The sequence below is a fragment of the Aquitalea sp. LB_tupeE genome (assembly GCF_013391415.1).
In the GTDB taxonomy this organism is placed as follows: domain Bacteria; phylum Pseudomonadota; class Gammaproteobacteria; order Burkholderiales; family Chromobacteriaceae; genus Aquitalea.
Genome location: NZ_JACAXB010000030.1, coordinates 181,809 through 193,720 on the forward strand (window position 1 = coordinate 181,809; position 11,912 = coordinate 193,720).

Genomic DNA, 11,912 nt, shown 5'->3' on the forward strand with positions numbered 1-11,912 from the left:
TCACATGCAGCGTCAGCACGGTTTGTCAGTCATTTCTGTTCTGGTCATCATGTTGTTTGTCGGCTCAGGTTTCCTGCTGGCAGGCAAGGTGCTGCCGGTATACAAAGAGTATGCCGAAGTGCGCAAGGCAGTGACGGCCATGGCCGGGCAAACCGGCAAGAGCGAGTACGATTTGCGTCGTGAGTTCATGAACCATGCCATGGTGGGCGACATTTCCTCGATCAAGCCGGAAAACCTCACCATCATTACCACCAGCAACAGTGTGTTTGTTCGTGCCGCCTACCGGCGCGAAGTACCGCTGTTTGCCAATGTCAGCCTGGCCTTCGATTTTGATACCCAGGCTGGACAGACACCCCAGTAACTACCGTGAACCATGTTGATACCCGATTCCGGCGCCTGTCCGAGGCGCTGGATTATTCATTCCAGAAGCCCGATCTGCTGCGTCAGGCGCTGACGCATCGCAGTTTTGCTGCGTCCAATAATGAACGTTTCGAGTTCATTGGCGACAGCATTCTCAATTACACCGTGGCGCGCATGTTGTTCGACCAGTTCCCCCGCCTGAGCGAAGGCGAGCTGTCACGGCTGCGGGCCAATCTGGTCAACCAGAACACCCTGGCGGAAATCGCTCACGAACTGAAGCTGGGCGACTATCTGTATCTGGGCGAAGGCGAGCTGAAAAGCGGTGGCTTTAATCGGCCCTCCATTCTGGCCGATGCGCTGGAGGCTACGTTTGCGGCGGTCAGCTTTGATGCCGACTTTCAGCATGCCGAACAAGTGGTACGTCGCTTGTATGGCAGCCGCGTGGCTGCCATTGACCCCACCAAGCACGCCAAGGACGCCAAGACCCGCCTGCAGGAAGCCTTGCAGGCGCGCAAATGGCCCCTGCCCAAATACCGCATTCTTGGCCAGACCGGCGAAGCCCACGAACAATGGTTCAAGGTGATGTGCGATCTGGGCGAACTGATGATCGAATCGCAGGGCGAAGGCGGTAGCCGCCGCGCTGCAGAACAGCAGGCAGCGGAAGCCGCCTTGCTGCTCCTTGAACAAAAACTGGCCACAGGCAAGAAACACGCATGACAGAACACGCATATCACTGTGGCTTTGTAGCCATCGTGGGCCGCCCGAATGTGGGCAAGTCCACGCTGATGAATCACCTCATCGGTCAGAAAGTCAGCATCACCTCGAAAAAGGCGCAAACCACGCGTCACAGGGTTAACGGCATTCATACCGAAGACAATGCCCAGTTCATTTTTGTCGATACCCCAGGCTTCCAGACCTTCCACAAAGGTGCGCTCAACGAAACGCTCAACAAGAGCGTGAAGGATTCTCTGGGTAGCGTGGACTGCGTCCTGTTTATTCTGGAAGCCATGCGCATCAGCGCGGCCGACCGCGAAGTGATGGCACTGTTGCCCAAGCACACGCCGGTGATCCTGGTGATCAACAAGCTGGACAAGGTCAAGGACAAGCTGTTGCTGCAGGAATTCATCGACGGCGTGCGCGCGGAATTTCCGTTTACCGATTGCGAAGTGGTCAGTGCCAAGCACGGCCAGCGCCTGAGCGAACTCTTGGACAAGGTGCGTCCGCATCTGCCGGAATCCATGCCGCTGTATCCGGAAGACATGGTCACCGACAAGAGCGAGCGTTTCCTGTCGGCCGAAATCGTGCGCGAAAAGCTGTTTCGCTATCTGGGCGAAGAACTGCCTTACGAAATGAACGTGGAAGTGGAAATGTTCGAGATGGACGGTGCGTTGCGCCGCATCCACATTGCCGTTCTGGTGGACAAGGAAAACCAGAAGCCCATCGTGATTGGCAAGGGTGGCGAGAAGCTGAAGAAAATTTCCACCGAAGCCCGTCTGGACATGGAAAAGCTGTTTGACGGCAAGGTTTTCCTGCAAGTGTGGGTAAAGGTGAAATCCGGCTGGGCCGACGATGTGCGCTTCCTGCGGGAATTCGGCTTGAACTGATGTTGCACGCTTCTTCACAGCCGCCCTGTTGGGCGGTGATTTTTTCTGCACCCGCCAGCCCGGCGGACCTGACCGGACGCATGTTGCGCCTGGCCAGCCTGCAAGCGGGCTATCTGGGTGCTGACTCCGTACAGGATGACAGCGGCAGGGCCTTCACCCGTTGCTATTGGGACAATGTGGATGCCATCGCCGCCTGGCGCATGCATGCCGAGCAGTTGCTGTCCCGTGTTGGAAGCCGGGAAGACGCGCTGCAATTTGCCCTGCAGATCGACCGCATCAGCTCGCCTGCGGATGTTGGTTCCGGAATGAAGAAATGAGCCAGCAAGGCAGGGTGGACCGTCAGGCGGCGTATTTGCTGCATGCACAACCCTACCGGGAAACCAGCCTGCTGGTGGAAGTGCTGACACCACAGCATGGCCGCTTCACCATGGTGGCGCGCGGCGCACGCCGGCCACGTGCCGATGTGCGCGGCGTCTTGCTGCCGTTCCAGCCGCTTACCCTGTCCTGGTTCGGCAAGGGCGAGGTACGTACCCTGCACACGGCTGAATGGAATGGCGGGGTGCCACAACTGGCCGGCATGCGCCTGATCTGCGGCTTTTACCTGAACGAGCTGATGCTCAAGCTCACTGCCCGTGACGATGCCGAGCCGCGCGCCTTCGCCGTCTACGACCAGGCGGTCAGGGCGCTGGCGCTGGCCGACTCCCTGTCAGCCACCTTGCGACGTTACGAATTGCGGCTATTGCAGGCGCTGGGCTATGCTGGCAGCTTCGCCTGCGACCAGCACGGCGCTGCCATCGACGCCGCAGCCCTCTACCTGTGCCGTGGTGGTGCCTTGCCCGAGCGCGATGCCGGATTCGACCCGACAGGGCCCTTTCTGCGCCTGCCAGGCAGTGAACTGCTGGCCATCGAGGCAGACAACTACACTGCCATCAGCACCCGCCGTGCAGCGCGCAGCCTGCTGCGGCTGCTATTGACCGATTTGCTGGGCGAGGAGCCATTTGCCTCGCGTGAACTCTTGCAGGCCGTCAACGCCATTGCCGACTGAGGCCTGCCCACAGGAGCTGAACATGATTTTGCTTGGTGTGAATATCGACCACGTTGCCACCCTGCGCCAGGCGCGCGGCACCCGCTACCCCAGTCCGATCGAAGCGGCGCTGGTGGCGGAAACCGCCGGTGCCGACCTGATTACCCTGCATCTGCGCGAAGACCGCCGTCACATCCAGGATGCCGACGTGGTGGCCATGCGTCAGGTCATCAAGACCCGCATGAACCTGGAAATGGCGATGACACCGGAAATGCTGGCCAATGCGCTGGCCGTGGCACCGGAAGACGTATGCCTGGTACCGGAAAAGCGTGAAGAAGTCACCACCGAAGGCGGCCTGGATGTGCTTGGTCACTATGCAGATGTCTGTCATTACACCGAAACCCTGCAACAGGCCGGTATCCGGGTGTCCATCTTCATCGACCCGGATCGCGCGCAGATCAGCAAGGCTTTCGAAGCCGGTGCCCGCGTGATCGAACTGCACACCGGCGCCTACGCCGACGCCGTGCATGCCGCGGAACGCGAAGCGGAACTGGCACGCATCCGCGGTGCGGCCGCCTTTGCCGCCGAACTGGGCATGGTGGTGAATGCCGGTCACGGACTGAATTATCACAACGTCAAGCCGATTGCCGCCATCCCGCAAATCACCGAGCTGAACATCGGTCACGCCATCATCGGTCAGGCGGTGTTCGTCGGCCTGGATCGCGCCGTGCGTGACATGAAAGCCCTGATGCAGGAAGCCCGCCGGGGCTGAAGCAGGGCAGGAGCGGGCAGATGATCTACGGCATTGGCACGGACATGGTGGAAATCGCCCGCATGCAGGGCCTGCTGCAACGCTGGGGTGACAAGGCCGGGCGGCGGATTCTGGCCGAGTCCGAAATGGCGGGTTTTCTGCAATCCCGCGATCAGGCCCGTTACCTGGCCAAGCGCTTTGCCGTGAAAGAAGCGCTGTCAAAGGCGGTTGGCACCGGTGTGGTGGACCCGGTGCTGTTGACTGCCATTGCGGTCAGCCATGACGAACTGGGCAAGCCGCAACTGGTCTTTTCTGCTGGCTTGCAGGCCTTTCTCAGCCAGCGCGGCATTGTGCGTAGCCATGTTTCCATTACCGACGAGCGGGAACATGCGCTGGCTTTCGTCGTGCTGGAGCAAGCCTAGCGCCGCCGGGCCCGGCCCGGTGCCATCATCAATTGAATCGCGGAGGCGTGCCTTCGCACAGTCTTGGAGAATCAGCCATGCAAGTAGCGAATCTGCCGCGTGGACCGGTCATGGTGGATGTACATGGCTTTGGCCTGACCGAGCAGGAAAGGCAGCGTCTGTCCCACCCGCTGGTGGGCGGCGTCATCCTGTTCCGCCGCAATTTCCAGAACATCGACCAGCTCAAGGCGCTGACGGCGGAAATCCGCGCACTGCGCACACCGGAGCTGCTGATTGCCGTGGACCATGAAGGTGGCCGCGTGCAGCGTTTTCTCGATGGCTTCACCCGTCTGCCGCCCATGAATGTACTGGGCGAGCTGTGGCAGCAGGACGAAACCGCCGCCCGAGCCGCTGCCGAGAATGTCGGCGTGGTGCTGGCGGGTGAGTTGCGTGCCTGCGGCATCGACCTGTCCTTTACCCCGGTGCTGGACCTGGACTGGGGCCGCTGTGCCGTTATCGGCAACCGGGCTTTTCATCGCGACCCGCACATTGTCAGCGAACTGGCCCTGGCCTTGCAGCGTGGCCTGCAGCAAGGTGGCATGTCCACTTGCGGCAAGCACTTCCCCGGTCACGGTTTTGTCGCGGGTGACAGCCATTTCGTGATGCCGCAGGACGACCGCACGCTGGCCGAGCTGGAAGCGGACGATCTGGTTCCGTTTGCCCGCCTGGCTGAGGCTGGCATGGGGTCGGTGATGCCGGCGCATGTGGTGTACCCGGCAGTGGACAGCCGTCCGGCGGGCTTCTCCCCGGTATGGTTGCAAGACATTCTGCGCGGCAAGCTGGCTTTTGATGGCGTCATCTTTTCGGACGACCTGGGCATGGAAGGTGCTGCCGGAGCCGGCAGCTTTGTCGAGCGTGCCGAAGCCGCCTTGGCGGCAGGCTGCGATATGGTGCTGGTGTGCAATCAGCCGGAACGCGCAGATGAAGTGCTTGCCGGCCTGCAACCGCCAGCCCAGCCGCGTCTGGCCGAGCGTTTGCAGCGCATGGCCGGGACCGGAGATATCATCGGCTGGCAGCAGGCCATCCTCAGTCCGGCTTTTGCCGCACGCCAGGCGCAAGTCAAAGCCCTGACCATTCCGCAAAACGTGCTGCAAGGCCCTGCGGTGGGTGAGGCCAGCTAAGTGGGTTGATCTCATCAGAAAAGCCGGCATCAAGCCGGCTTTTTTCTATCTGGCAACTGAAGTGTCAGCTAGCCTGGGTACGCCACAGGCGTGCCAGATGCGAAGGCCGCACGCCTGCCAGCGTAGCCGGGCAGGGCGCAACCACCTTGTGTGCCGGCTGGCTGGTGTCCCGGATCAGGGCGTCAATATACGCCGGGCCGTCGCTGCGGCGAATGGCAGCTACTTGCGGTTCGCTGGCTTTTTCGCGGCGGGCCAGCACCACGCCGATTTCATCATTGGCCAGTTTGACAAAGCTGCCGGGCGGATAGATGCCCAGTTCCTTGATCAGCAAGGTAGTGTAGGCCGGGTCGAATTCGTGATCCTTGCGCTGGAAGATATGTCCCAGTGCGGCAGCGGGCACCATGCCGGCACGGTAGCTGCGCGGGGTCAGCTTGGCGCAGGTGATGTCGGCCATGTGCAGCATGTGGGCCAGCGATTCGATTTCGCCGCGGGCCAAGCCGTAAGGGTAGCCATTACCCAGCCACGATTCGTGGTGGGTCTGAACCAGCCAATGCCACAGCTCATCAGTCACTCCGGCTTCTCGCAGGATGGCGGAACTCATCAGCGGGTGGCTGGCGATTTCGTCCTCCTGCTGCGGGCTCAGTGCTTCCTGCTGATGGTAGAGCGCGTTTTGCAGCGCGCAGATGGACATGTTCATGGTGAGCGCGGCAGACAGCATGGAAGTGCGCTGCTCTGTGGATAAATCCGGAATGCGGCGACTGAGCAAGGCCAGGAGGGCGGTGGTGTGCAGCGCGTGGGCCGGGCCGTATTCATTGAATGGCACCAGTAGCAGGCTGGCAATCACCCCGTCCGGGTGTTGCTCGGTCAGGCGCACAATGTCGCGTACTACCAAGGAAACCTTGCGCGGGAAATCGTCCAGCTGCATGGCATAGCTCAGCAGGGTGCGGGTGCGCTGTTGCAGGAAGGCCATTTCATGCAGCACGCTTTCGCGCACCATCATGGTGTCCGGTTGTTCCGGCAGGCTGATGGCATCCAGCCGGTTGCCATCTACCGAGTAGCCCATTTCCAGCAGCTTTTCGCGCTGACGGTCGCTCAGTACGAAATGCCCCTTGCGCAGCAGCAACAGGCCGTTCTTGGCATAGACATCCAGCGGTAGTTTCTTGCCCATGTGAATCTGGTCAGGCGCTACCTTGTCCTGTAATTGGATCTTGAAACGGGTGTTCATGCTGAGCGTGTCGTCGGCTGGGTTTGCAAGTGGCTACTAAACTAAAGGCCAGCTGCGATTATAGGCCGATGCGCCAGCCCTTGCATGGCTTTTACGTTGCCGCTTTTCCTTGTCAGTAAAGGGGTTTCAGTATTTCCACAGGCCGGCCAGGAAGGAAATGCGCACACCGGACATATGGGCCGGACAAGGCGAGATGATCTTGTAAGCCGCATGGCTGGTTTCGCGCAGCAATACCTCGGCATAGGCCGGGCCATCGGCTTTGCGCAGCGCAGCCACTTGCGGCTCGCTGGGCTTCTGTCGACGTGCCAGCACCACGGCAATTTCGTCATTGGCCAGTCTGACAAAGCTGCCGGGCGGGTAAATGCCCAGCTCGCGGATCAGCATGGTGGTGAAGGCGGCATCGAAATCCACATCCTTGCGCTGGAACAGCTGTCCCAGTGCCGTGGCCGGAAGTTGCGGCGGCCGGTAGCTGCGTGGTGCCAGCTTGGCGCAGGTGATGTCTGCCAGGTGCAGCAGATGAGCCGGTGGCAGGATTTGCTTGCGATTCAGACCGAAGGGGTAGCCCTTGCCATGCCAGTTTTCGTGGTGAGTCTGGATCAGCGCATGCCATAAATCGTTTTCGATACCAGCTTCGCGCAAGATGGCCGAGCTGAGCAAGGGGTGTTCGTGAATGGCCGCATATTGCTCTGGCGCCAGTGCGCCCTGGTGGCGGAACAGTTCGTTTTGCAACTCCACCTGCGCAATATTCATGGTGAGTGCAGCACACAGCAGGATTTCCCGGTGATCGGCCGGCACCTTCATTTGCCGGGTAATCAGTGCCAGCAGCGCGGTGGTATGCAGGGCGTGGGCCGCCGCGTAATCCTGGAAGGGCAGGAGCAGCATCGCAGCAATCAGGCCGTCCGGATGCCGTTCGCACAGTGTCATTACCGTCTGGGCAATGCTGCGCACGCGTCCTTCCAGGCCTGGGCGGCCTAGCGCGTGCAATAGCATGCTGCGCACACGTTGCTGCAAAAAAGCGATTTCCTCAAACAGCAGCTGGTTCTTGTAACCCTCAGCGTCGGTCTTGTCTGCTGGCTTGGGCTCTTCGGCCTGTTCGGCAAAGCCCAGTTGAATCAGCCGGTGCTTCATGTCCGGCGTCAGTACGTAATGGCCGCGCTTAAGCAGCAGAATGCCGTTCTTGGCGTAGACATCCATCGGTAATTCCTTGCCGATGGAAATGGCGCTGGACTTCAGTTTGTCAGACAAGGAGCGATCTGGCATGGCACACCATTTGGGTTGAATGGCCAAATTATATAGATAAGCCAACATTTCCACCGGCTAATACCTGGTGGAAATGTTGATAATCATCATTGTTTAGGTAGATCCTGCCAGATTTTCTGCAGCCGTTTCACCGACACTGGGTAAGGCGTTTTCAGCTCCTGGGCAAACAGGCTGACACGTAATTCTTCCAGCTGCCAGCGGAAATCCAGCAAGGCGGCGGATGGCTCGCCACGTTCCTGCTCATCAGCCAGCCGGGCTTCCCACTTGTTCCACAGCTCGCGAATTTCTGCCGTCCGCTGACCATCGCGCTGTGGATTGGCAGGCTGTTTGTCCATGCGCAGGCTCATGGCACGCATATAGCGGGTGATATGCGACAGTTGCGCCCATGGTGTGGCTTGCAGGAAACCGGCATAAACCAGCTTGCCCAATTGTTGTTGTAGCTCACTCCCCAGCCGGTGCTTCTGCATTTTTGTATGCAGCACCATGTATTCGCTGCCGATCTGGCTCAAGTACTGCGTCACCGCCTGAATCACCGCCGGCAGGCGGGTGCGGGCGCGGTTCTTTTGCTCGTTGAAGGCCTTCTCACTGCGCGGCAGGGCGTCCTCGCCGATAAAGGCACGGTCGCAGATGCAGGCAATGGCATCGGCCAGCAGCACTTCCACATTGGCTACACTGCGCAGGTTGAGGCCAATCTGGGTCATGCCGGACAGGCCTTTGCCCAGTTGCTTCATCTGTTCTTTCAATTGCAGTTGCAACAGGCGGATCACCCCGGCGCGGTGGTGGCGTTCGGCCTCCGGCTGGGTATCGAACAGACGGATGGCCACCTTGTCCTGCTCCAGCGTCAGCGCCGGATAGCCGGTAAGCTGTTGGCGGCCACGAGCAAACTGAATGCTTTCCGGCAGCTCGCCAAAGTCCCAGCTGCTGACCTCGTCCCGTTCGAAATCGGCGCTGCTGTCGCGGAAAGTCAGCTGGGCGGCCTGGCCAAACTGCTTTTGCAGGGCAATCAGGTCGCGGCCCAGGCCGATTTCCTGTTTGCCGTCGTCGATGATGCGGAAGTTGAACAGCAGGTGTTCCGGCAGTTCCTGCTGGTTGAATGCGTCGATGTCTACCTTGACGCCGCCGGTTTCACGCAAGATAAAGCGTGCCAGCTGCGGGGCGATGGGCTGCTGCAGGTCAGGGTTGCTGCTGAGAAAACGGGTGACGAAGTCCGGCACCGGCACGCAACAGCGGCGTATCTGCTTGGGCAGGCCCTTGATCAACTGTTGCAGCTTGTCGCGAATCATCCCCGGCACCAGCCATTCAAACGGAGCGGGCTGCAGCCGGTTCAGGATGGCCAGTGGCACATCCATGGTGACGCCATCCAGCGGGTGTTTGGGTTCAAAGCGGTATTTCAGCCGCAGCTTGCCGTCTTCCAGCTCCAGCCATTCCGGAAACTGGTTTTCCGTGACGTGCTGGGCGGCATGGCGCATCAGTTCGTCACGGGTCAGGTGCAGCAGCTTGGGTTCGGTTTTTTCCGCTTCCTTGCGCCAAGCTTCAAAGCTGGCGGCATCCACTACCGTGGCCGGAATGCGTTCGTGATAGAAGGCATACAGCGCTTCTTCATCCACCAGCACGTCCTGACGGCGCGCCTTGTGTTCTAGCTGCTCCACTTCGCGGATCAGCTGCTGGTTGCGCTGGAAGAACGGTGCATTGCTGACGTAGTCCATGTTGACCAGCGCACCGCGGATGAACAGCTCACGGGCTTCTTCCGGCGCAATGCGGCCATAGCTCACCGCCCGGCGCGGAATCAGCGTCAGGCCGTACAGGGTGACGCGTTCGCTGGCCACCACTTCGCCGCGGCTCTTTTCCCAGTGCGGTTCGAAGTAGTGATACTTCACCAGATGGGGGGCCAGTTTTTCCACCCATTCCGGTTCGATCTTGGCCACGCAACGGGCGTACAGACGGGTGGTTTCCACCAGTTCGGCTGCCACCAGCCACTTGGGCTTGCTCTTTTTCAGGCCGGAACCGGGGAAAACATGGAAGCTGACACCACGTGCGCCCTGATAGTCGTCGCCTTCCAGGTTCTTCATGCCGATATTACCCACCAGGCCGGTCAGCAGCGCCTTGTGCAGGTGCTCGTAGGCCACGGCGTCCAGCTGCTGGCGCTTTTTCTGCGACATCTGGGCATCGGGCTGCTCGGCATCGGCGTGCGCTTGTTCACGTTTGATCAGCCCCAGCTCGCTGGCAATTTCCGCCAGCTGGCCGTGCAGCTCACGCCATTCGCGCAGACGCAGATAAGACAGGAAGTGCTCGTGGCAGGTATTCACCAGCAGGCGGTTGGACTTCTTGTGCTTGAGTGCCTCGCTGAAGAATTCCCACAGATGCAGATAGGACAGGAAGTCGGATTTTTCATCATTGAAGCGTGCCTGGGCGCGCTCGGCGGCTTCGCGTGCTTCGAAAGGGCGCTCGCGCGGGTCCTGGATGGATAGCGCCGAGGCGATGATCAACACCTCGCGCATGCAGCCGAAGTCGCGGCCAGCCAGCAGCAGGCGGCCCACCTTCGGGTCCACCGGAATGCGCGCCAGCTCTTTGCCGATGGGGGTCAGTTCATTGCTGTCGGTGACTGCGCCCAGTTCGGTCAGCACCTGGTAGCCGTCGGCAATCAGGCGGCTGCTGGGAGCTTCCAGAAAGGGGAAGGCATCCACTCGGCCCAGACGCAGTGCGGCCATGCGCAGAATCACCGCCGCCAAGTTGGAGCGGACGATTTCCGGGTCGGTAAAGGCCGGGCGGGCGTTGAAGTCTTCTTCGCTGTACAGGCGCACGCAGATACCGGCTTCCACCCGACCGCAACGACCGGCACGCTGGCGCGCCGCCGCCTGGGAAATCTTTTCTACTTGTAGCTGCTCCACCTTGGCGCGCGGGCTGTAGCGGTTGATGCGGGCCAGGCCGGTGTCGATCACATACTTGATGCCCGGTACGGTCAGCGAGGTTTCCGCCACATTGGTGGCCAGCACAATGCGCCGTCCGCCGGATGGCTTGAAGATTTTCTGCTGGTCCTCGTTGGACAGGCGGGCAAACAAGGGCAGGATTTCATAACCGCGAATACCGGATTTGCGCAGCTTTTCCGCCGTTTCGCGGATTTCGCGCTCGCCCGGCAAAAACACCAACATGTCCCCCGCGCCCTGGCGTGACAGCTCGTCGGCGGCATCGACAATGGCGTCTTCCATTTCCATTTCGCGCTCGTCTTCATCGCGCTGCTTGAGCGGGCGGTAACGCACTTCCACCGGAAAGGTGCGGCCGGAGACTTCAATCACCGGTGCGCCATCAAAATGGCGGGCAAAGCGGTCGGCATCGATGGTGGCCGAGGTAATGATGATTTTCAGATCCGGGCGGCGCGGCAGCAGCTGCTTGAGAAAACCCAGCAGAAAGTCGATGTTGAGGCTGCGTTCGTGCGCCTCGTCGATGATGATGGTGTCGTAAGCTTCCAGATAACGGTCGGTCTGGGTTTCTGCCAGCATGATGCCGTCGGTCATCAGCTTGATGACGGATTTCTCCGACAACTTGTCGGTAAAGCGCACCTTGAAACCGACATGTTCGCCCAGTTGCGAGCCCAGTTCCTGCGCAATGCGGGTGGCCACCGAGCGCGCGGCCAGACGGCGGGGCTGGGTGTGGCCGATCAGCCCGTACACCCCACGGCCCAGCTCCAGGCAGATCTTGGGAATCTGCGTGGTTTTACCCGAGCCGGTTTCGCCGCAGATAATCACCACCTGATTGCCGGCAATGGCGGCCTTGATGTCATCCAGCTTCTGGTTGACCGGCAGGGCCTGGTCAAACTGCGGCCGTGGCAGGTGCTGACGGCGGGCATCGGCGCGGGCGGCCGAACGTTCCAGCAGGCTGCGAATATCATCCAGCAGCTTGTCGGCCGGCTGGTTTTTTTTCAGCCGTTCAGCCACATCATTCAGCTTGCGTCGCAGGCCGTGGCGGTCGCGCAGCAGGCAATGGGCAAGGCGGGATTTCAGTTGGGACAGTTGCTGGGCAGGGGTGGTCATCGGGCAAAGAGCACTGGTTTACACAAGCCTGCCAGTATAACAGAGGCCGGGCAGGCGTCTGAAAGCAAAAGACCGCCA

The 11,912-nt window shown here is 60.5% G+C and carries 11 protein-coding genes; 8 read left to right on the forward strand and 3 right to left on the reverse strand.

All coding sequences use genetic code 11. The features are described from left to right. Positions 1 to 4: 4 nt before the first annotated feature. The 8 genes from HWX34_RS15785 to nagZ all read left to right on the forward strand — a co-directional run bounded on the left by HWX34_RS15785 (position 5) and on the right by nagZ (position 5,321). The gene (locus tag HWX34_RS15785) at positions 5 to 361 is read left to right on the forward strand and encodes a DUF4845 domain-containing protein (RefSeq protein WP_178973126.1); all 357 of its coding nucleotides are present in this window, start codon (positions 5 to 7) and stop codon (positions 359 to 361) included. Positions 362 to 366: 5 nt separating this feature from the next. Next, complete coding sequence (gene rnc / locus HWX34_RS15790) at positions 367 to 1,077, forward strand: ribonuclease III (RefSeq protein ID WP_178973127.1); 711 nt, start codon at positions 367 to 369, stop codon at positions 1,075 to 1,077. After that, complete coding sequence (gene era / locus HWX34_RS15795) at positions 1,074 to 1,964, forward strand: GTPase Era (protein ID WP_178973128.1); 891 nt, start codon at positions 1,074 to 1,076, stop codon at positions 1,962 to 1,964. Before rnc ends, era begins: the two co-directional genes overlap by 4 nt. Then, positions 1,964 to 2,281 (forward strand): antibiotic biosynthesis monooxygenase, encoded by a 318-nt coding sequence (locus tag HWX34_RS15800; protein WP_178973129.1) that lies wholly within the window; start codon positions 1,964 to 1,966, stop codon positions 2,279 to 2,281. The genes era and HWX34_RS15800 overlap by 1 nt, the downstream gene beginning before the upstream one ends. Next, positions 2,278 to 3,009, forward strand: a complete 732-nt coding sequence (gene recO / locus HWX34_RS15805; RefSeq protein ID WP_045847956.1) for a DNA repair protein RecO — start codon at positions 2,278 to 2,280, stop codon at positions 3,007 to 3,009. The genes HWX34_RS15800 and recO overlap by 4 nt, the downstream gene beginning before the upstream one ends. Before the next feature lie 22 nt (positions 3,010 to 3,031). Next, positions 3,032 to 3,760, forward strand: a complete 729-nt coding sequence (pdxJ, locus tag HWX34_RS15810) for a pyridoxine 5'-phosphate synthase (protein ID WP_178973130.1) — start codon at positions 3,032 to 3,034, stop codon at positions 3,758 to 3,760. 20 nt (positions 3,761 to 3,780) lie between these two features. After that, on the forward strand, positions 3,781 to 4,161 hold the full coding sequence (gene acpS, locus HWX34_RS15815; protein WP_178973131.1) for a holo-ACP synthase: 381 nt from the start codon (positions 3,781 to 3,783) through the stop codon (positions 4,159 to 4,161). Positions 4,162 to 4,238: 77 nt separating this feature from the next. Continuing rightward, positions 4,239 to 5,321 carry a beta-N-acetylhexosaminidase gene (gene nagZ / locus HWX34_RS15820; protein ID WP_178973132.1) on the forward strand — a complete coding sequence of 361 codons (1,083 nt, stop codon included), beginning with the start codon at positions 4,239 to 4,241 and terminating at the stop codon, positions 5,319 to 5,321. 64 nt (positions 5,322 to 5,385) lie between these two features. Here nagZ and HWX34_RS15825 read toward each other — a convergent pair whose 3' ends face one another. The 3 genes from HWX34_RS15825 to hrpA all read right to left on the reverse strand — a co-directional run bounded on the left by HWX34_RS15825 (position 5,386) and on the right by hrpA (position 11,834). Then, the gene (locus HWX34_RS15825) at positions 5,386 to 6,546 is read right to left on the reverse strand and encodes an HD-GYP domain-containing protein (RefSeq protein WP_178973133.1); all 1,161 of its coding nucleotides are present in this window, start codon (positions 6,544 to 6,546) and stop codon (positions 5,386 to 5,388) included. A gap of 126 nt (positions 6,547 to 6,672) precedes the next feature. After that, complete coding sequence (locus HWX34_RS15830; protein ID WP_178973134.1) at positions 6,673 to 7,806, reverse strand: HD-GYP domain-containing protein; 1,134 nt, start codon at positions 7,804 to 7,806, stop codon at positions 6,673 to 6,675. 86 nt (positions 7,807 to 7,892) lie between these two features. Further along, positions 7,893 to 11,834 carry an ATP-dependent RNA helicase HrpA gene (gene hrpA / locus HWX34_RS15835; RefSeq protein WP_178973135.1) on the reverse strand — a complete coding sequence of 1,314 codons (3,942 nt, stop codon included), beginning with the start codon at positions 11,832 to 11,834 and terminating at the stop codon, positions 7,893 to 7,895. Positions 11,835 to 11,912: the final 78 nt, after the last annotated feature.